The following is a 21,389-nucleotide window of genomic DNA, read 5'->3' as shown; positions in this document are numbered from 1 at the left end:
GGTCATGCCGCCCAGGAAAAAATCTTGCCCGGGTTCATCAGATTGCGCGGGTCGAGCGCGTGCTTGATCGCGCGCATCGTGTCGACCGTGTCTTCGCCGTGCTCCTCGACGAGGAATCCCATCTTGTGCAGCCCGACACCATGCTCGCCGGTACACGTGCCGTCCATGCGCAGCGCGCGCTCGACGATCCGGTGATTGAGCCGTTCGGCTTCGACGAGTTCTTCCGGCTTGTCGGGGTCGATCAGGATCGCGACGTGAAAATTGCCGTCGCCCACATGACCGACGATCGGGCAGGGCAGCGGCGATTCCTTCAGGTCCTGTTCGGTCTCGACGACGCATTCCGCAAGACGCGAAATCGGCACGCACACGTCGGTCGTCACCGCGCGACAGCCCGGCTTTAGCTGCAGCATCGCGAAGTAGGCGCTGTGCCGCGCGTTCCAGAGGCGGCTGCGGTCTTCCGGTCGCGTCGCCCACTCGAAGCCTTCGCCGTGGTTCTCCGAAGCGATGTCCTGAACGAGTTCGGCCTGTTCCTTCACGCCGGCTTCGGTGCCGTGGAACTCGAAGAACAGCGTGGGCGCTTCGCGCAGCGTCAGGTTCGAATGCCGGTTGATCGAGCGGATCGCGAGCGAATCGACAAACTCGACGCGGGCAATCGGCACGCCGATCTGGATCGTTTCGATGACGGCGCGCACCGCGTCGCCCATCGACGGAAATGTGCACACCGCCGCCGACACCGCTTCAGGCTGCGGATAGAGCCGCACGGTGATTTCGGTGATGACGCCGAGCGTGCCTTCCGAGCCGACGAAGAGGCGCGTGAGGTCGTAGCCCGCGGACGATTTGCGCGCACGCGTGCCGGTCTTGATGATGCGGCCGTCGGCGAGTACGACGGTCAGGCCAAGCACGTTCTCGCGCATCGTGCCGTAGCGCACGGCGTTGGTGCCCGACGCGCGCGTCGCCGACATGCCGCCGATGCTGGCATCCGCGCCTGGGTCGATCGGGAAGAAGAGGCCGGTGTCGCGCAACGCTTCGTTCAACTGCTTGCGCGAGATACCGGGCTCCACGGTGACGGTGAGGTCCTCCGCGTTGATCGCCAGCACGCGGTTCATCTCCGACAGATCGATCGACACGCCGCCCTGGACCGCAAGCAGATGTCCTTCGAGCGACGATCCGTTGCCGTACGGAATGACGGGCACGTCGTACTGCGCGCAGAGCCTGACGATGCTCTGCACTTCTTCGGTCGTGCGGGCGTAGACGACGGCGTCCGGCAATTGCGGATCGAACGGGGATTCGTCGCGGCCGTGATGGGCGCGCACGGCATCGGATGTCGAAACGCGATCGGCGAATGCGGCCTTCAGCGCGACCAGCAGTTCAGCGGCGAACGGACGGCGCAGCGGTGCCGGTGGCACAGGATGATTCACGCGTGTCTCCTGAAAGCGGACGATGTTCGAATGATTCGATTGTTGACGTCCATTTTACGCTGATCGCCCGCCTGGCGCGGGTCGCGCCTGACAAACCTATAATGGCGCGATGGCCTCGCCGCAGATGCTGCGCGCGACACGAGCCCTTTCCAGCGAATCGCAAGCGTGCGATGGGCACGGCACTGGCATGGCATGGCATGAACCGTGTGTTGCCGCGTCGTCATCACTTAAAGGAATCATCATGGGCAATCGCCTGAGCAAAATCGCCACCCGAACCGGCGACGACGGCACCACCGGCCTCGGCGACGGCAGCCGCGTGCGCAAGGATGGCGCGCGGATCGCCGCGATCGGCGACGTCGACGAGCTGAATTCGAACCTCGGTGTGCTGCTATGCGAAGCGTTGCCCGACGATGTGCGGCAGGCGCTCGTCGCGATCCAGCACGATCTGTTCGATCTTGGCGGCGAGCTCTGCATTCCCGGCCACACCATGATCGCCGACGCGCAGCTCGCGCAACTCGACGCGTGGCTCGCACAATACAACGCAACGCTGCCGCCGCTAAAGGAGTTCATCCTGCCCGGCGGCTCGCGCGCCGCAGCCGTCGCGCACGTGTGCCGGACGGTGTGCCGCCGCGCCGAGCGCTCGATCGTCGCGCTCGGCCAGATCGAGACCGTCAACGCCGCGCCACGTCAGTACATGAACCGGCTGTCAGACCTGCTGTTCGTGCTCGCGCGCGTGCTGAATCGCGCCGAAGGCGGCACGGACGTGCTATGGCAGCACGACCGCTAGACACCGGCCTCGCGCTCCGCGCCTGTCTTTGGGCCGAGCCCGTCGCTGCTGCCCGGTGCGTGCACGTCGCGTGATGCGAAACCCGCCTCGTTCTGCGGCGGGTCAAGCCATTCCGGATGAGCGAGCGTTTCGCGGATATCGGCAAGCCCCGTCGCCCAGTGATCCAGCATCGTGTTGTAGCCGAACTGGAAATCCTTGAACTGGTTTTCGTACGGCTTGTCTTTGTAGATCAACTGCACGACGTTGTAGCGCTTGTCTGTCGACATACGTGCGGCGATCTTGCACCACGGATCGTTTTCAAGCGTCTCCGGACTCACATGGCGCAGTACCTCTCGAAGCGTGCGGCGTAGCAGTTGTGTGCGCCGCACGTTATTCGTGACAGCCCGCGTCCGGCTGGAATACTGGATATCTTTCGCGCGATCGTCGACCTGTCCCATGTTCGACGGCAGCGTGCCCTGTGCGCTCCACAGGTCGACCTGGAACGCGAGCGTGTCGCGCCGTGGCGTTTGTCCGAGTATTTCCGAAAGCGGCGTGTTGGAGATAAGCCCGCCGTCCCAGTAAAACTGGCCATCCACTTCCACAGCTGGAAAACCCGGAGGCAACGCGCCGGATGCCATGAAGTGTTCCGCCCGCAACGTGAGGTGTGCGTTGTCGAAGAACGTGAGGTTGCCCGTTGCGACGTTCGCCGCGCCGACGCACACGCGCATGCCGCCGTGATTGATACGGTCGAAATCGGCGAACTGCTCCAGCGTGCCCTTGAGCGTGCGGGTGTCGTAATAGCTGGCTTCGGTCACATCGAGCGTTCGCGGCCCGACCGGCGGCGGAAAGCGCGGCGTGAAAAAGCCCTTCTGGCCATCCAGCAGCGCGCGGGTCGCATACCACGACGAAAACACCTGGCGAAACGAGTCGGAAATGCCGAAGAGCCGGGTTTCCAGTGCCGCTGGCCAGAAGCTCAGCGGCGAAGCGGGCTGGCAGATCGTGGCCCAGAACTGTTTGAGCGCATCGACGCGTTTCTCCGGCGCATTGCCCGCGATAATCGCGGTGTTCAACGCTCCGATCGAGATACCCGCGACCCAGTCCGGATGGATACCGACCTCGGCGAGCCCCTCATAGACGCCGGCCTGATACGAGCCGAGCGCACCGCCCCCCTGCAGCACGAGCGCCACGGTTTCATAGTGCTGCGAGACGATTTCACTGAGCGGCGGGCGCGGATTCTGATCAGACTGGGTTGCCATTTTCTAGCCTCGTGATGAAGCACGCCGGGCAGGCCCGGCGGGGTGGATTCCGGTACGGCTGGTTCTAGCGGTTCTGCGGATCGGCCGACAGGTAATCGAACGCCACTTCACCGAGCGCCAGCGTGAGATCGGCGATGATGTGCCGTGCCTCGACGATTTCCAGCACGGGCAGATCGCCCACGGGTGCGAGCGCATGCGAAGACAGCGCGAGCGAAGCCGGACCGCCCCACGCACCTTTGACGGTGATGTCCTTCAGATGATAGCGAACGATCTCGCAGATGCGCGGTGTGCCGTCCACGTGTGGAATGATCTTCAGCAGGTAGTTGTCGCCACTCATCTTCACGCGTTCGGCTTCCGCGTCGAGCGTGGTGTGCTTGTAGCCCATCGTGGCCGTTGCGATGCGCACCGGGCCGAAATCCAGCGTGCCGACCAGTGAGTCGATATGCGTTTCCAGTTTCGGCGACGCCAGCTTTTTCGGAAAACCCCACAGCTCGCGCCCGCCCGCGATGGGCGGATGATCGTCCAGATACATCGCGTGCGTATAGGCGCCCGCCTTGCCGTTGAACCTGACCGGGATGACCTGGCCGCTCTCCGTGTAGTCGCCGAAGCCGGTGGAATCCGGCATGCGGATGAACTCGTAGTGCACGAGATCCGTATAGACCTCGAGTGGCTCCGGCACAAGCGCGCGCAGCTTTTCGATATCCGTGCGATACGTGATGATCATGAATTCGCGATTGACGAACCGGTACGGTCCGATCGGGTAAGCGGGGCTCGTCAGCGGCATCGAGAATGCGGTTTCGCGGACTTCTTCGATTTTCATGAGATCTCCGAAAACAGGGTTCGGGGGAGCGCGTCGCGCAGGCGATGCGGGATGCGCAGGGCGAGATTCGATCAGGCAAAAAACAGCCGCGCAGCCGTACCGGGCAGAGCCGGTGCAGCGAGACAGCACTCCAGATACTCAATCAATTTCTGTTGCGTCGCAACAGGCTTTTCGGCGTAGGACGAATCCTGGGTAAAAGCGCGGGCGAAGTAGCGAAATGAAAGGAATGGGCGCCTGAAAGCGTCATGAATCCGATGTATGCACGCCGGGCGGCGCGCGCAAAAGAAATGCCGCCGGGTCTCTTCAACCGGGCGGCATGGATCGCCAGAAGCGGGCTCAAGCGAGCCCGCCCAGCCAGGATAAATCGCGCGCAACCCGCGCTTAATTGCCGCTGCCGCGCGCGATGCGTCGCTGCCTGACCGATTCGGCGAGCCCTTCGAGGACGGCGATGCTTTCGTCCCAGCCGATGCACGCGTCGGTGATGCTCTGGCCGTACGTCAGTTCGCAGCCTTCCTGCAGATCCTGACGGCCCGCCACCAGATGCGATTCCACCATGACGCCGACGATCCGTTCGTCGCCCGAAGCGATCTGGCGGCCGATGTCCGCGCATACCGGAATCTGGTTCTCGTGCTTCTTCGAACTGTTCGCGTGGCTCGCGTCGATCATCAGACGCGCCGCGAGGCCGGCCTTGCCGATGTCGGCGCACGCAACGTTCACGCTTTCGGCGTCGTAGTTCGGCGTTTTGCCGCCGCGCAGGATGATGTGACAGTCCTCATTGCCCGCGGTCGACACGATCGCCGAATGGCCACCCTTCGTCACCGACAGGAAATGGTGCGGCTGCGAGGCGGCCTTGATGGCGTCGACGGCGATCTTCACGTTGCCGTCCGTGCCGTTCTTGAAGCCGACCGGGCACGACAGGCCCGACGCCAGTTCGCGGTGAACCTGCGATTCGGTCGTGCGCGCGCCGATCGCGCCCCACGAGATCAGATCGGCGATGTACTGCGGGCTGATCATGTCGAGGTATTCGGTGCCGGCCGGCAGGCCGAGTTCATTGATCTTCAGCAGCAGCTCGCGCGCGGTGCGCAGGCCGTCGTTGATCTTGAAGCTGTTGTCCATGTACGGGTCGTTGATGAGCCCCTTCCAGCCGACAGTCGTGCGCGGCTTTTCGAAGTACACGCGCATCACGATTTCAAGCTCGCCCGCGAAGCGCTTGCGCTGCTCGACCAGGCGGCCGGCGTATTCGAGCGCGGCCTTCGTGTCGTGAATCGAGCACGGCCCGATGATGACGATCAGACGGTCTTCCATGCCGTGCAGGATGCGATGCATCGACTGGCGCGCGCTGTAGATCGTGTTCGACACGTTTTCGTCGAGCGCGAATTCGCGGATCAGGTGCGCCGGCGGCGTCAGTTCTTTCAGTTCCCGGATGCGGACATCGTCGGTGTTGTGCGGGGGCATGCTGGTTCTCCAGGATTCAGTTCGTAGCGTGTTCGCGCGGGAAGGATCTCAAGACCGCGGCAAACGAAACTCAAAGGTGTTCAACGGCTAATGGGTAGAAGCGGACAGGCGAAAAAAAACCGCCAGACTCGCTGGCGGTTTTTCGGGAATTCTCGGTGTTTCGTGCACTAACACCCCTCTCGATCCGCCAGCGGTCTGAGATACCAGAAAAAATAAAAGTAAAACCTGGCGAAAGACATGGCGAAAAAGCGTTGCTCATCGAAAAAGGGTGAGTGGCTTTATAACCTGCTCAAGCGCGCCTGACAAGCATCAGGCACTAAAAATGCGGATATTCCGCACGTTTCGTGCAATTTGCGCACGAAACGTGCATTGAAGCTCAAATCAGGCCGTGCCGCCGACGGTCATGCGGTCGATGCGCAGCGTCGGCTGGCCGACGCCGACCGGCACGCTCTGGCCTTCCTTGCCGCACACGCCGACGCCGGTATCCAGCTTCATGTCGTTGCCGATCATGCTCACGAACTTGAGCGATTCCGGACCGCTGCCGATCAGCGTCGCGCCCTTGACCGGATAGCTGATCTTGCCGTTCTCGATCATGTACGCCTCGGACGCCGAGAACACGAACTTGCCGTTCGTGATATCGACCTGGCCGCCGCCGAAGTTCACCGCATACAGGCCGTTCTTCACCGATTTGATGATTTCCTGTGGATCCTTGTCGCCGTTCAGCATGTACGTGTTGGTCATGCGCGGCATCGGCAGCGCGGCGTACGATTCGCGGCGCGCGTTGCCGGTGACCGGCATCTTCATCAGACGCGCATTCAGCGTGTCCTGGATATAGCCCTTCAGGATGCCGTCCTCGATCAGTGTCGTGCACTGCGTCGGGTTGCCTTCGTCGTCGATATTGAGCGAGCCGCGACGGTTCGGCAGCGTGCCGTCGTCGACGACCGTGACGCCTCTGGCCGCCACCTGCTCGCCGATCCGTCCGGCGAATGCCGACGAACCCTTGCGGTTGAAGTCGCCTTCGAGACCGTGGCCGATCGCTTCGTGCAGCAGCACGCCCGGCCAGCCCGGTCCGAGCACGACGGTCATCGCGCCGGCCGGCGCGGGACGCGCGTCGAGGTTCACGAGCGCGGCGTGCACCGCGTCGTCGACGTAGCCCGACAGGATTGCGTCGGTGAAATAACCGTAGTCGAAGCGTCCGCCGCCGCCGCCGCTGCCGATTTCACGCCTGCCGTTCTGCTCGGCGATCACGGTGACCGACACGCGCACGAGCGGACGGATGTCCGCGGCGAGCGCGCCGTCGCTGCGCGCGACCAGCACGACGTCGTATTCGCCGGCGAGGCCCGCCATCACCTGCTTGATGCGCGGATCGCGGCCGCGCGCCATTTCCTCGATGCGCTCCAGCAGCTTGACCTTGGCGGTCGCGTCGAGCGAATGCAGCGGATCGGACGGCAGGTACAGATCGCGCCCGGCAATGCCGGTCAGCGACGACGCCACCTTGATCTTCTGCTTGCCGCCGCCGGCCTTTGCGATCGACCGCGTGGCGAGCGCCGCCTGGCGGATCGCCTCGGGCGACAGGTCGTCCGAATAGGCGAACGCCGTCCGGTCACCCGACACGGCACGCACGCCGACACCCTGATCGATGCTGAAGCTGCCCGATTTGACGATGCCTTCCTCGAGACTCCACGCTTCGCTGCGCGTCGCCTGGAAATACAGGTCGGCGTAATCGATGCGGTGCGTGAAGATCTCCCCGAGGGTGCGGATGAGAACGCCTTCGTCGAGGCCATACGGCGTGAGGAGCACGTCCTTGGCGGTTGCGAGGTTGCGAATGCCGGGTTCGATGATATTCATGCGAGGTCTGGTCTTTTCAATGCAAAGGATTCGGTCGGAGCGTGCGTCGATGTCAGGTGTCAGATGGATCTTCGGCGCGGCGCTTTCAAGGTCAGTCTGGTCGGCGATGGGATGTCGGCTAAGGTCCGCTCATGTCAGCACGCGATGCCGCCAGGCGGGCAGGCTCTGGCGAACTTCATCGATGCGCGCGCGTTCGAGATTACCGGTCACGACGCCCGCGCCTTCGTCCCGCACGGCCACGATCTCGCCCCACGGATCGATCAGCATGCTGTGGCCCCACGTGCGGCGGCCGTTCTCGTGTTTGCCGCCCTGGGCCGCGGCCAGCACGTAACACTGGTTTTCGACGGCGCGTGCGCGCAGCAGCATTTCCCAGTGCGCACGGCCCGTGGTGTACGTGAACGCGGACGGCACGACGATCATCGCGCAATCGCCCATCCGGCGATACAGCTCCGGAAAACGAAGATCGTAGCAGACGGACAGGCCGACCCGGCCGAACGGCGCGTCAAAGGTGCGGACTTCGTCGCCGGGGCGGATCGTGCGCGCCTCATCGAACGATTCCTCGCCTTTTTCGAAGTTGAAGAGGTGAATCTTGTCGTAGCGGGCCGCCTCGCGGCCTTGCGGGTCGAAGACGAGCGTCGTGTTCAGCACGCGGGTGGCTTCCGGCGCGGTCAGCGGCAGCGTGCCGCCGATGACCCAGACCTTGTGGCGGCGCGCCGCGTCGGCGAGAAAGCGCTGGATCGGACCGTCGCCCCACGCTTCGCGCACGGCGAGCTTGTCCGTGTCCCTGAAACCCATGAAGCAGAAGTATTCGGGCAGCAGCACGAGCTGCGCGCCGTCGGCGGCCGCTTCGGCGATGAGGCGGCCGGCTTCGGCGAGGTTGCGGTCGCGATCCGGTGTGCTCACCATCTGGAGCGCGGCGACCCGGAACGACGCAGGGGCAGACTGTGAAGCGGCGTGTTGATCGCTCATGGGCGTTTCGAAAGACTCCCGGCTGGGCGGCGCGCGTTCCGGTTCCGCACACCTCGCGGAACGGGACACACGCCGGGACAATTCATGGCACCACCGCCGACCCTGCCTGCCACGGCGCAGCGGCAGTGCCTGGGGCCGGATCGGCGTTCAGTGGACGGCGGTCGGAGCCGGCTCGGCCATCTTACCGCGATCGTCATGGACCCGCTCGACATGCGGTTTGGACCACGGGCCGGTGATCGCGTAGTCCATCGCGAACGCGTGGCTGATCGACTGCGATAGCGCGAAGTCAGCGACCAGCGCGCCAAGACCGAACAGCGGGTTGATGATCGCCGCGGCGATCACGCCGGCGCCCGCGCTCACCGTCGGCGTGATGTGCACGCGCAGGTCCTGCGTTTCGTGGGCGAGGTCGACGGTGCCCTTCATGTCGGCGCGCGCCGGTGCGGTGACCATCTCGAAGTTGTCCGTGCGGCCGACGCCTTCGTCGATCTTCGCGGCGCCCGTCACGCGCTCGAACGGCAGGCCTTCGCCGATCACGTCGCGGAAATTGAGCGTGGCGAAGCGCGCGAAGCTTTGCAGGCTCACCACGCCGAGCAGCTTGGCGACACCCGGATCGACCTTCAGGATCTGTCCGTGACGCAGGTCGAGGGCGAGCGTGCCGCCGAGCGTCGGGTAATTGATCGCGGTCGGGCCGCCGATCCACGCGAGCTGGCCCGACAACGTGCCCGAGCCGTACTTGACCGCATGGGCGACGCCGGCGCGTTCGAGCAGCGCGCCCGCGTCCCTGATGTCGAGCTTGAAATCGACCGCCGTGCGGCGGGGCACGGCTTCCTCGGTGCTGCCGGCGATTGTTTCGTCGGTGCGCCACTTCGCGGTCGCGCTCAGGGTCGCGGCCGGGTTGCTGAGGTCGAGCTTGTCCAGTTGCCAGACGGGCACGCCGTCCTCGTCGAAATTGTGCGCGTCGACTTCCAGCCGGCCGAGATTGCGCTCGCGCACGATCAGCTCGTTCACGATCAGATCGACCGACGGCATGTTCTGCGCCGGCACCGACATCGCGCGGCTGAACAGATCCTTTTCGCTCGCCGACGGAATCACGAGTTTCGCGAAGCGCGCCTGCAAGGTACCGGGCGAGCCTTTCGTCGCGCCCGGCAGCCACGACACGTAGCCCGACACCTGGCTCGAGCCGATGTTGGCCTGCCACTTGCCGGCCTGGCTCGAGGCGCCGACCACCAGGTTGTCCCAGTGGCGCTTGAGGAGCGTGAGCGTGCCGATGTGGACCGCGAAGCGGGTCGGCAGGAACTGCTGCGCCGTCGCGTTCGGAACGCCGGGTTGCATGGCGTCCTTGCTGCCGCTGCGCATCTGCGCGACGAGCGCGCGCCACGCGTCGGCGTCGAAATGTTCGACGTCGACTGCTGCGGTGACGCCCTCAGACGGCAGATCGGCCGGCTTGTTGATGCCGATCGCGCCACGTACGACCGTCAGCGGCGCTTTCGGGTCGTGGCGCAGCAGGTAAGTCGCGGTGATCGGGCCGAAGGTGAGGTCGGCGCGTTGCAGGCTGGCGTCGCCGGGGGCGGGTGTTTCCGCGGTTCCCGCGGACGAAGGGGGCTCGCCCGCTTTCCCCGCCGGTCTGGGCGCCACCGGCGCGCCCGCCGGCGAAGTATCCGCTGGTGGCCGGAGCGTGAAGCGCAGCGGCATCGGCTCGCCCATCGGCTTGTTGAACGGCGCGGGGAGGTCCAGCGCGAGGCCGGTCAGATCGGAATTCATGGTGACGTCCGGCAGGCGGCCCTTCGCGCCGTGAATGTTCATCTGGTACGGCGCGCTGCCGCTCATGTGCGCGAGCACCTGGGTGGCCGGGCCGCGCAGGTTCAGCCCGCGCGCGGCGTCGACGCTGATGTGGCCGGCGACGTCGAACGCGTAGGTGCCGTCCTGCCGGTATCCGCCGTTCGCACGGACGTCGCCGCCGAGAAAGCGCGCGGACAGCCGGTCGGTCCGGGCGGTGTGCTCCGTGAAATGCAGCTTGCCGTTGATCTGCGAGAGCGGCGGCAACTTCTCCATCGCGAGCTGGTTGTTCTGGAATCCGAGCGCGCCTTCGATGGCAACGTGCGGCATCGGCGTGCGCGGCAGCGTCAGTTTGAGCGCGAGCGTCGCCGGACCCTCGGCATGCAGCTTTTCGCCGGCGTGTTTCGAAATGCCACCGAGCGCGCTGTGGTTCACGTAGTCGAGCATGTCGGCGAGCGGGCCGTGCGCGTCGCCCACGATGACGAAGTTCGACGCCTTGGTGCCGAGATCGTCGATCTTCCCGGAAACCTTGCCGAGCGCGACGCGCCTGTAATGCGCATGGTCGACATCGAAGCGCAGCACGTTTTCCTTCAGTTCGAACTTGCCGTCGATGCCGTCGAGCGCGGGCCAGACGCTCGGTGTGCCGTCCTTCAGCTTGCGCGGCGGAAACGGCGACGGCTCGAAGCGGCCGCCGCGAAACGGCGCGACGATGCGAAAGACGCCTGCGGTCGGGTCGCGCGAGTAGGGGAATTTGTCGAGATTGCCATGCACATCGATTGTTCCCCCGTGCGACGTGCCGGCCTGCAGACCGTGGCCGAGATACAGGCGCAGCTTCTCGCTGATGCTGGTGGGCAGATAGCGTGGGATTCGCGACACGGCGGCGCGGTCGAACACGGCGGTCAGATCGAGCGAGCCGCGCCCGTGGCCGGGGTTCGTGTAGTTCGCGGTGAGCTTCGCGGCGGCGTCCGCGTTCGCGACCGCGAAATCGGACATCCTGAACGTGAACGCCTTGTGCTGTTCGCCCGGCGGGGCCGGCTTGATTTCCCACTGGCCGTGGCCGGTCATCCGGTCGAACGTCAGGCGTGGGTCGTCGAATACACCAGGTAGCGTGACGGCGACCTTCTCGGTGTCGAGCGTGATGGAGCCGTGGTTCTCATCGGCATCGACGCTTCCCCACAGGTTCTCGACGCCCGGAATACCCGCGCGTGGGTGGTTCAGTTTCGTGAGACCGGGCGGCGGTTCCTGCGCGGCCACGCTGATGCCCTGCAGATCGCCCTTGAAGCGGTAGTGCACGATCGGCTCGGCACCCGCCGAACGCTGCTCGGCGGCGGCTTCGCCAGCATCGGGCTTGTCCCGTTCGATTTCGATCACGTAATTGGCGACCAGCCCGCGCGGATTGAAGCGCACGAGGTTGTTCAGCAGTCTGCGCGGCAACGGCAGTGCCCGGCTGAATTCCGCGAGGATGCCGAGGTCGACGCGATCGCCGTTGACGCTGATCAGTTGCCCGTGCTGGATGCTCGGCATCCGGTAACGTGCGTTCAGCGTCGCGAGCGTGAGCGTGCGCGTGACCGGCGTGCCGTCATCGAGCGGCGGCTGGCCGAGCTCGGCGTGCAGGTCGCGCAGTTGCAGCGTGAAGTCGCGGCTCGCCAGATCGACGTGCCATGTGAAATCGGCGACTGGCACGTCGAGCCTCGGCTGCGTCGGATGCACGCGCATCGACACGTCGGTGCCGGCCAGATGCCCGCCCGCGGATGTCATCCGGCCTTCGGCGAAGTCGATCCAGATGGCGTTGTCGATGCGGCCCGCGTAGGTCTCGACCGGGAAATCCATATAACGCGCGAGCGTCGGCAGATCGACCGGGCCGGTCGACAGATACGCCTGACCTTTCCAGTTGACCGGCTTGCCGACCGCCGAGAGCGGCGCGTGGCGAAAGTGCGCGCGGAAGTCGAGCGGGCCGTGCAGCACGGTGCCCTCGGCGGGCGCCTGCAGGGCGAAACGATGCTCGTAGCCGTCGTTGAGGATCGCGAGGCGGATATCGTGCAGCCTGATCTCGGGTGCGTCGTGACGCGCGTCGCGCCAGCGCAGCGTCCCGCCGCGAAGCACGATCGCCTGCTGGCGAAGCAGCCAGGTGGTGAACGCATCGTTGCCGGTATGGCGGGTGGGTAGCGGTACGCCGGCCACCGAAAGCACGCCGTCGGTGCCGCGTGCGATCAGGACGTCGGGCTGGTCGACGACCAGGCTCGACATCACCGGCTCGAACTGCACGAGCGAGCGCCACGACAGCGTCGCGGTGGCGTGCGGAATGGTGAGTGCGGTGTTGCCGTCGCGGTCGCGGATCGTGACGTTGGCGATATCGATGCCGGGCTGGAAACCTGTCCAGTGCGGCGTCAACTGGCCGATGTCCAGTTGCGCGTGCAACTTCGACGAGACGGCGGCCTCGATGCGCGGACGGAGCGCATCGACGTGCGGCAGGACCGCGTAGCGCAAACCCAGAAAGAGGCCCACCACGATGAAGTACAGCACCAGCGCGATCGCGAGAACGACTCGCAGCGTATGGCGCAGCACCACATGGTCGCTCCCGCTGCTGGGCCTGGCGTGTCCGGCCTCGTGCGGGTCGGCGGATTCGTTTCGCTCGGACATGCGGCGGCGGGTGGGCGTATGGTAGTTTTGCGGTCTGACGACGAAATGTAACACACAGGCCAACGGCTACGGGCACTCGGTGAAACGTCCGGCCAGCAAGCCTTGCGACGCAACAGGACAGTACGCTGAAGTGATCCGGAGCGCCCGGCTGGCGACTTCGCCGGATCCGTCCTGCGCGGCTGTTGCGTGCCCCGTGCGTCGTAATCGATGAAGCAACGAGCGAGCCAGACCTTAGATGACTGATTCCACCCTGATGAGTTCCGCCTGGTCGCACTACGCGGCGCGCGCCGCGGCGGCCCGACCCGAACTCGCGGCACGCGTGACGGCGCTCGCGGCGGCGCCCGTCACCCGCGCGCAGATCGACGCGCGGCTCGACGAACTGACCGGCGCGGGCGGCCTGGCGTCCACTGCACCGCTCACCGAAGATGCACTGAAAAAGGCGCTGCGCCAGTTGCGCACCGAGGTGTTCTGCGCGGTCATGGAGCGCGATCTGTCGGGCCGCGCGGACGTCGCCGAAGTCACCGGCACGATGACCGATCTCGCCGAGGCGACGATCCAGCGCTCGCTCGCGGTGCTGTCCGCCGATCTCGAAGCGCTCTATGGCGAGCCGCGCGGCCCCGATGGCGAGCGGCTCACGCTCGGCGTGGTCGGCATGGGCAAGCTGGGTGGGCGCGAGCTGAACGTATCGTCCGACATCGATCTGATCTTTCTGTACGAAGAGGACGGCGAGACGGCCGGCGGCCAGCGCCCGGGAATCGCGACGCAGGATTTCTTCGCGCGTCTTGGCAAGCGGTTGATCGCCGCGCTCGCCGAAGTCACCGCCGACGGCTACGTGTTTCGCGTCGACATGCGGCTGCGGCCGAACGGCGATTCGGGACCGCTCGTGTGCAGCGTCGGCATGCTCGAAGAGTATTTCTACGTGCAGGGCCGCGAATGGGAGCGCTACGCGTGGATCAAGGGCCGGCTCGTCTCGGAAGGCGAGAGTGAGGCGGCGCAGCGTCTGTCGAAGCAGCTCGACGCGATCGTCACGCCGTTCATCTACCGCCGGTATCTGGACTTTGGCGTGATCGCGGCGATCCGCTCGCTGCATCTGCAGATTCGCCAGGAGGCGCAGCGCCGTGCCTCGATGCGTCCCGACAAGGCCGACGACATCAAGCTCGGTCGTGGTGGCATTCGCGAGATCGAGTTCAGCGCGCAGGTGTTCCAGCTGATTCGCGGCGGGCAGGATGCGGGCTTTCGCGTGCGGCCCACGCTGAAGGTGCTGCGGCACGCGGCGGCGCACGGGCTGATCGCGCCGGCTGTGTGTGCCGAACTCGCGCAGGCCTACCGGTTTCTGCGCGACCTCGAACACCGTCTGCAATACCGCAACGACGCGCAGACCCACGCGATGCCGGTCGACCCGGAAGAACGCGCGCAGCTTGCAACAACAATGGGTTTCGACGATTACGCCGCGCTGATGACGGCGCTCGACGGGCATCGCGAACGCGTCGAGCGGCAGTTTGACGAAATTTTCGCCGACAAGGTGAGCGGCCAGAACGGCTGCGGCGCGCAGGAAGACGGCGCGGCGGCCTGGGTGTGGAGCAGCGCGCTCGATGACGAAAGCGCCGATGAAGCGCTGCGGGCCCGCATCGTCGAACTGGGCGTCGAGGAGCCGGGCGAGCTGCTGGACCGGCTACGTGCCGTCTGGCGTTCGTCGCGTTACGCGGGGCTCGCCGAGCGTAGCCGGCAGCGCTTTGACATCGTCGCGCAGCGCGCGCTCGAGGCGGCCCGCACGCTGGAGCCGGCCGGCCGGCGCGGCGACACGATCGCGCGCTTCTTCGATCTGCTCGAAGCAGTGAGCCGGCGCGGCGTATACCTCGCGCTGCTGACGGAATATCCGGTGGCGCTGCACCGTGTGCTGTCGGTGCTGGGCGGTTCGCGCTGGGCGGCGGGCTATCTGATCCGGCATCCCCAGCTGCTCGACGAACTGCTCGACGACGAAGCCATCGCGAGTCCGTTCGACTGGCCCGAGTTCAAGCGGTCGTTGCGCGCGCGGATCGCCGCGGCCGATGGCGTGGAGCAGCAGATGGACCTGCTGCGCCACGCGCACCAGGCGGAGGTGTTCCGCATCCTGCTGATCGACCTGGCCGGCCATCTGAGCGTCGAGCATGTGAGTGACCGGCTCTCCGAACTCGCTGACGCCGTGCTCGACGTGACGCTCGAAGCGGTCTGGAAGACGGTGGCGAAGCGCCATCGCGAGGTGCCGCGCTTCGCGGTGATCGCGTACGGCAAGCTCGGTGGCAAGGAGCTTGGCTACGCGTCGGACCTCGACGTGATCTTCCTGTACGACGACCCCGACGACGCAGCCGCCGACGTCTATGCCACGTTCACGCGGCGCCTCATCACATGGCTCACGATGGCGACGGGCGCGGGCACGCTGTTCGACGTCGACCTGCGTCTGCGGCCGAACGGCGAATCGGGGCTGCTGGTGACCGATCTCGACGCGTTCCGGCGTTACCAGCTGCGCGAAGGCGACGCGGCGAACACCGCGTGGGTGTGGGAGCACCAGGCGCTGTCACGCGCCCGTTACTGCGCTGGCGACGCGGAGATCGGCGCGCGCTTCGAAGCGATCCGCACCCAGGTGCTGACGACGCCGCGCGATGCCGCGCCGCTCGCCGCGGAGATCGTCGAGATGCGCCAGCGCGTCGAAGCCGGGCACCCGAACCGCACCGAGCTCTTCGATCTGAAACACGATCGCGGCGGGATGGTCGATATCGAGTTCACCGTTCAATACTGGGTGCTGCTGCACGCCGCGCGCGACCCCGAACTGATCCGCAACACGGGGAACATCGCGCTCTTGCGCGAGGTGTCGCGATTCGGGCTGATGAGCGAGGAAGAGGCGGAGACGGTCGGGGCGGCGTACCGGACGTATCGCAAGCTGCAACACCGGCTGCGGCTCGACGGCATGGAAAAGGCGCGGGTCGAGCCGGAGCGGGTGCACGCCGAACGCGACGCGGTGCTGGGGTTGTGGAAGCGCGTGTTCGGGTGATGAACGGCATGGCGCGCGGGCGCCGGGCGGCACCGCTCACGCCGTCAGCATTTCCTTTGCGTGCTTGCGGGTGGTCGCGGTGATCTCGATGCCGCCGAGCATCCGCGCGACTTCCTCGATGCGGCTCGACCTGTCGAGCGGCGTGACGCTGCTGGTCGTGCCGCCCTTGCCGTTGCCGCTCTTCGCCACCTGAAAGTGATGGTCGCCGCGCGCCGCCACCTGCGGCAAATGCGTGACGCACAGCACCTGACGGTCGCGCCCGAGCTGATGCAGCAGCCGCCCGACGACTTCCGCGACGCTGCCGCCAATCCCCGTGTCCACTTCGTCGAAGATCAGCGTCGGCGTGAGGCTCGCCGCGCTCGCGATCACGGCAAGCGCGAGGCTGATCCGCGCCAGTTCGCCGCCCGAGGCGACTTTCGCGAGCGGTCGCAGCGGAACGCCCGCGTGACCCGCGACGCGAAACTCGATCTGCTCCGTGCCGTGTGCGCCACCTTCCGCTAGCGGCACGAGCGCCACCTCGAAGCTGCCGCCGGTCATCGACAGTTCCTGCATGCCTGTCGTCACCGCCGAGCCGAGCGCTTTGGCTGCTTTCGCGCGCGCCTTCGACAGTACCTTTGCTTCGGCGAAGTACACGTCTTTCGCTTTCGATTCGGCAGCGCGCAGGCTGTCGAGATCGGCTGCGGCATCGAGTGCGGCGAGTTGCGCACGACGGGTTTCGTGTTCTTCGGGCAGCGTTTGCGGCTGAAGACGGAATTTGCGCGCCATCGAGTGCAATGCTTCAAGGCGCTTCTCGACCTGGGCGAGCCGCTCGGGATCGAGTTCGAGCCGCTGCGCGTAATGCGAGAGCGAATAGGCCGCTTCCTGCAACTGGATTTCGGCGGGCTCGAGCGCGGCGAGCGTATCGTTGAGCGCGGGATCGATCTCCGCGAGACCGCGCACCTTCGAGATGATCGCGCCGAGGTGCGTGATCATCGCCTCGTCGGATTCCGACAGCGCGCCAAGCGCGCCCTGCACGCCTTCGATCAGGCTCGCCGAATGCGACAGCCGATGATGTTCGGCGTTGACCTCTTCCCATTCACCTGGTTGCGGCGCGAGCTTGTCGAGTTCGGTGAGCTGCCAGGCAAGCCGCTCGCGTTCGAGCTGCAGTTCGCGATCGCGTGTCTGCGCGGTTTCGACCGCCTGCGCCGCTTCGCGCCAGCCGCGCCATGCGCGCGTGACGCTGGACGCCGTGTCGAGCAGCCCGGCATGCGTGTCGAACAGTTCGCGTTGCGCGTCGGGGCGCATCAGCAACTGGTGCGCGTGTTGCCCATGAATATCGACGAGCATTTCGCCGACTTCGCGCAGCTGCGTGAGCGTGGCCGGCGTGCCGTTGATGAAGGCACGCGAGCGGCCGTTCGAATCGATCACCCGGCGCAGCATCACTGTGCTGCCATGCATCGCGTCGGCGGGGTCGGCTTCGATGCTGAGCGCCTGTTCGTCGAGCCACTGTTCGACCTGCGCGTGCGTCGCGAATTCAGCCGTGATGTCAGCGCGCGATTCACCGGTGCGCACGACGTTTGCGTCGGCGCGGGCACCCAGCGTCAGCGCGAGCGCGTCGATCAGGATCGACTTGCCCGCGCCCGTTTCACCGGAGAAAACCGTGAAGCCGCTGTCGAATTCGAGATCGAGCGCGGCGACGATCACGAAGTCGCGTATCGAGAGATGGCGAAGCATGGAGTCTGGTCTGGTTAGCTGTTTTAGCGGCAAATTCGATGCGCGGGTGACACTGCGTGTCCTTGCGTTTTGCTTCCTGTGTGGTTGTCGGGTTGCGCAGTTGCGCGGCCATGCAGGTCAATCTGTCGGCTGCCCGCTCACGCGAGTCGAGTCGACCGGTGAACGGTATGCGGATGGTTCACGTCGGCGGATCGTCCGCGAGCGACGGGTGCTCGTTCCAGTGAAGCTTCTTGCGCAGCGTCGCGTAATAGCTGTAGCCGACCGGATGCAGGAACGGCACGGTGTGGCGCGAGCGGCGTACGTCGATCGTGTCGTTCAGTTCCAGCGCCGTGAACGACTGCATGTCGAAATTCACGTTGACGTCGCGACCCGAAATGATCTGGATGCTGACCGCCGAGTCGTCCGGAATCACGATCGGGCGGTTCGACAGCGCGTGCGGCGCAATCGGCACGAGCACGAGACCCTGTAGCCGCGGATGCAGGATCGGCCCCGCCGACGACAGCGCATATGCGGTCGACCCGGTCGGCGTGGCGACGATCAGGCCGTCCGAGCGCTGGTTGTACATGAAACGCCCGTCGACAGAGACGCGCAGTTCCGCCATCCCCGAGAAGCCGCTCCGGTTGACCACCACGTCGTTGAAAGCCAGCGCGTGATAGATCGGCTCGCCGTCGCGCATGATGCGGGCTTCGAGCAGCGTCCGTTCTTCCCGCTCGAAACTGCCCGCCAGCATCTGGGGGACGATTTCCCGCATGTCCGAAATCGGAATATCCGTGATGAAGCCCAGCCGGCCATGGTTGATGCCGATCAGCGGCGTGCGGTAGGGCGCGAGCTGACGCCCGATGCCGAGCATGGTGCCATCACCACCCAGCACCACCGCGACGTCCGCACGTGCGCCGATCTCGTCGGGACGCAGTGCCGGATAGCCGGTCACGCCGATTTCCTGGGCGGTGTCCGCTTCGAACACGACGTCGAAGCCGCGCCGCGCGATGCACGACGCGAGCTCCGTCAGCGGCTCGCCGATGCCTGGCGTGTGGCTGCGCCCGACTAGCGCAACGGTCTTGAACTGGCTGGTAACTTGCATGCCGGCATTACACCATAGCTGTGTGTCGAAAAGAACCTTTCACCTGCTGTCGCAACAGCGCGCAGGACGGCGGACCTGGCAACGCGCCGTGAGTGGTGGCGCCTGCCGCTACTTTGCCCGCTGGCGGGCGCGGCTGCGCGGCCGGTGTGGGTTTGTCGCTAGAATGGTGAACCGCCACTGACGACAGGCCGCCCGGCGGCGTGCCGCCGGACGCCAGACGCGACGAACCCGCGACTGTAGCGAAACGTTTTGTGATCGCTCCCTGAAGTATCGCCGTTGAGCTAAAATTTTCCCTCATGCTAGATCCTCGCGCACAAACCCTCCTCAAAACGCTGATCGAGCGCTATATCGCCGAAGGTCAGCCGGTCGGCTCGCGCACGCTTTCCCGCTATTCCGGCCTCGAGCTCAGCCCGGCGACCATCCGCAACGTGATGTCGGACCTCGAGGATCTCGGTCTTGTGATCAGCCCGCACACCTCGGCCGGGCGCATTCCGACGCCGCGCGGCTATCGTCTTTTCGTCGACACGATGCTGACCGTCGAATCCGCCGCTGACGAAGAAGCGGTCATGCGCACGGTCAAGACCACGCTCCAGGGCGGCGAGCCGCAGAAAATCGTCGCGGCGGCGGCGAGCGTGCTCTCCAGCCTGTCGCAGTTCGCGGGCGTCGTGCTGACGCCGCGGCGCAGCCACGTATTCAAGCAGATCGAATTCATGCGCCTGTCCGACAAGCGCATCCTGCTTATCATCGTGACGCCCGAAGGCGACGTGCAGAACCGCATCATGGCCACCCAGCGCGACTTCTCGCCGTCGCAGCTCGTGGAAGCCTCCAATTACATCAACGCGCACTTCGCGGGCCTTTCGTTCGACGTGGTACGCCGGCGCCTGCGCGACGAGATCGACGAGTTGCGCGGCGACATGACCACGCTGATGCACGCGGCCGTGACCGCCAGCACCGACGACACCGACACGGGCGAGACCGTGCTGATTTCGGGCGAGCGCAACCTGCTCGAAGTCGCCGACCTTTCGTCGGACATGGCGCGGCTGCGCAAGCTTTTCGATGTGTTTGACCAGAAGACCAGCCTCCTTCAATTGCTCGACGTATCGAGTCACGCGCAGGGCGTGCAGATTTTCATCGGCGGTGAATCGAATCTGGTGCCGATCGAGGAAATGAGCGTGGTGACCGCGCCGTACGAGGTGAATGGAAAGATCGTCGGCACGCTCGGTGTGATCGGGCCGACGCGCATGGCCTACAACCGTGTCATTCCGATCGTCGACATCACCGCACGGCTGCTTTCGATGAGCCTCAGCCAGCAGTAACACCCCGCGTGCACCGCACGTCGCGCATCGCATGAGACACATGATGCGCGACCGCGCGCACCGCGCCAACTGGCCGGATGGCCAGCTATCGGTGGAAAACCGGGCCGCTATAATGGGCTCCACCTGAACCGATTTCCTGCAGCACGCCACCGGGCCAACTGAATATGCGTTTCGATCTCGAGCGGCCTTCGCAGTCCGCCACGTCACATCGTGTCGCGGTGTTGCTGATCAATCTCGGCACGCCGGATGCTCCAACGCCGCGTGCCGTGCGTCGCTACCTCGCGCAGTTCCTGTCCGATCCGCGCGTGGTCGAGATTCCGGCCGCGATCTGGCAGGTGATCCTGCGTCTGTTGATCCTGCCGTTTCGTGGTCGGGCGTCGGCAAAGAAGTACGCGGCCGTATGGATGCCGGAGGGTTCGCCGCTGCGTGTCCACACCGAAAAGCAGGTGGAGGCGCTGCGCCATCTGCTGCATCTGAACGACTATCAGGTGATCGTCGATTACGCGATGCGCTATGGCACACCGGGCATTCCCGCGATGCTGAAGCAGTTGAAACTGTCGGGCGCCGAGCGGGTGCTGTTGATGCCGATGTATCCGCAGTATTCGTCGTCCACCACGGCCACGGCATTCGACGACGCATTCGTTGCGTTGCGGCGCATGCGCAACCAGCCGGAAGTGCGCACGGTGCGTCACTATTGCGACCATCCGGCATATATCGCCGCGCTCGCCGCGCAGGTGCGGCACTACTGGCAGACGCACGGCCAGCCGGATTTCGCGAATGGCGACAAGCTGGTGTTGAGTTTTCACGGCGTGCCGAAACGCACGCTCGATCTCGGCGATCCGTATCACGAGCAATGCCAGCAGACCGGCGCGCTGCTGATGAACGCGCTGCACCTGTCGCCGGTGGAGTGCCGCATCACGTTCCAGTCGCGTTTTGGGCGCGCCGAGTGGCTGCAGCCCTATACCGCGCCCACGCTGAAGGAGCTTGGGCAGGCAGGCGTGCGGCGCGCGGACGTGTTTTGCCCCGGTTTCACAGCTGATTGTCTGGAGACGATCGAGGAAGTCGGCCTTGAAGTGCGCGACGAATTTCTGCACGCGGGCGGCAAGGAGTTTCACCGTATCCCGTGCGTCAATGCTTCTTCGCCGTGGATCGCGGCGCTGGGCGAGATCGTCGCGCAACATCTGCAAGGCTGGCCGGTCATTCAGCCGGCGCCTGCGCAGGGCGCCGCGGTGGCCCAGGCGTGATGGTCGACAACGAACGGGGAACGGGTCGGAAACAGGCTGAATAATTGATCAGGATTGGA

13 protein-coding genes are annotated in these 21,389 nt (G+C 65.5%); 4 read left to right on the top strand and 9 right to left on the bottom strand.

Translation table 11 applies throughout. The features are described from left to right. Positions 1-2 precede the first annotated feature (2 nt). On the bottom strand, positions 3-1,418 hold the full coding sequence (locus LPA34_RS03665; RefSeq protein ID WP_228975038.1) for an FAD-linked oxidase C-terminal domain-containing protein: 1,416 nt from the start codon (positions 1,416-1,418) through the stop codon (positions 3-5). A 241-nt stretch (positions 1,419-1,659) separates the two neighbouring features. Between LPA34_RS03665 and LPA34_RS03660 the strand changes: the two genes are divergently transcribed. Further along, entirely contained in the window at positions 1,660-2,205 is a 546-nt protein-coding gene (locus tag LPA34_RS03660) for a cob(I)yrinic acid a,c-diamide adenosyltransferase (RefSeq protein WP_228975036.1), read from the top strand. On the opposite strand, the gene LPA34_RS03655 is transcribed toward LPA34_RS03660, so the two are convergent. From LPA34_RS03655 to LPA34_RS03630, 6 genes are all read right to left on the bottom strand, one after another. After that, the gene (locus LPA34_RS03655) at positions 2,202-3,440 is read right to left on the bottom strand and encodes a DUF3734 domain-containing protein (RefSeq protein WP_228975034.1); all 1,239 of its coding nucleotides are present in this window, start codon (positions 3,438-3,440) and stop codon (positions 2,202-2,204) included. The two genes, LPA34_RS03660 and LPA34_RS03655, sit on opposite strands and share 4 nt — an antisense overlap. A 64-nt stretch (positions 3,441-3,504) precedes the next feature. Further along, a complete protein-coding gene (locus tag LPA34_RS03650) occupies positions 3,505-4,260 on the bottom strand; it encodes an acetoacetate decarboxylase (RefSeq protein ID WP_228975032.1) in 756 nt (251 codons plus the stop codon). 381 nt (positions 4,261-4,641) lie between these two features. Continuing rightward, positions 4,642-5,715, bottom strand: a complete 1,074-nt coding sequence (gene aroG / locus LPA34_RS03645; RefSeq protein ID WP_228975031.1) for a 3-deoxy-7-phosphoheptulonate synthase AroG — start codon at positions 5,713-5,715, stop codon at positions 4,642-4,644. Between the two features lie 381 nt (positions 5,716-6,096). Continuing rightward, a complete protein-coding gene (gene tldD, locus LPA34_RS03640; RefSeq protein ID WP_228975030.1) occupies positions 6,097-7,563 on the bottom strand; it encodes a metalloprotease TldD in 1,467 nt (488 codons plus the stop codon). 129 nt (positions 7,564-7,692) lie between these two features. Then, the gene (locus LPA34_RS03635) at positions 7,693-8,532 is read right to left on the bottom strand and encodes a carbon-nitrogen hydrolase family protein (RefSeq protein WP_228975029.1); all 840 of its coding nucleotides are present in this window, start codon (positions 8,530-8,532) and stop codon (positions 7,693-7,695) included. A gap of 147 nt (positions 8,533-8,679) precedes the next feature. Further along, on the bottom strand, positions 8,680-12,948 hold the full coding sequence (locus tag LPA34_RS03630) for a YhdP family phospholipid transporter (protein ID WP_228975027.1): 4,269 nt from the start codon (positions 12,946-12,948) through the stop codon (positions 8,680-8,682). Between the two features lie 235 nt (positions 12,949-13,183). Here LPA34_RS03630 and glnE point away from each other — a divergent pair, with 235 nt between their 5' ends. Further along, the gene (gene glnE / locus LPA34_RS03625; protein WP_228975024.1) at positions 13,184-15,976 is read left to right on the top strand and encodes a bifunctional [glutamate--ammonia ligase]-adenylyl-L-tyrosine phosphorylase/[glutamate--ammonia-ligase] adenylyltransferase; all 2,793 of its coding nucleotides are present in this window, start codon (positions 13,184-13,186) and stop codon (positions 15,974-15,976) included. Between the two features lie 36 nt (positions 15,977-16,012). On the opposite strand, the gene recN is transcribed toward glnE, so the two are convergent. Both recN and LPA34_RS03615 read right to left on the bottom strand, forming a co-directional pair. Beyond that, entirely contained in the window at positions 16,013-17,689 is a 1,677-nt protein-coding gene (recN, locus tag LPA34_RS03620; protein WP_228975022.1) for a DNA repair protein RecN, read from the bottom strand. Positions 17,690-17,867: 178 nt separating this feature from the next. Then, on the bottom strand, positions 17,868-18,770 hold the full coding sequence (locus LPA34_RS03615; RefSeq protein ID WP_228975021.1) for an NAD kinase: 903 nt from the start codon (positions 18,768-18,770) through the stop codon (positions 17,868-17,870). Positions 18,771-19,066: 296 nt separating this feature from the next. Between LPA34_RS03615 and hrcA the strand changes: the two genes are divergently transcribed. Together hrcA and hemH are read left to right on the top strand one after the other, a co-directional pair. Further along, on the top strand, positions 19,067-20,086 hold the full coding sequence (hrcA, locus tag LPA34_RS03610; protein ID WP_228975019.1) for a heat-inducible transcriptional repressor HrcA: 1,020 nt from the start codon (positions 19,067-19,069) through the stop codon (positions 20,084-20,086). 164 nt (positions 20,087-20,250) lie between these two features. After that, the gene (gene hemH / locus LPA34_RS03605; protein ID WP_228975016.1) at positions 20,251-21,330 is read left to right on the top strand and encodes a ferrochelatase; all 1,080 of its coding nucleotides are present in this window, start codon (positions 20,251-20,253) and stop codon (positions 21,328-21,330) included. Positions 21,331-21,389: the final 59 nt, after the last annotated feature.

Source organism: Paraburkholderia gardini, assembly GCF_907164575.1.
Lineage (GTDB): Bacteria > Pseudomonadota > Gammaproteobacteria > Burkholderiales > Burkholderiaceae > Paraburkholderia > Paraburkholderia gardini.
The sequence above is the reverse complement of the archived record's forward strand: the minus strand, read 5'-3'. Positions and strand labels throughout refer to the sequence as shown.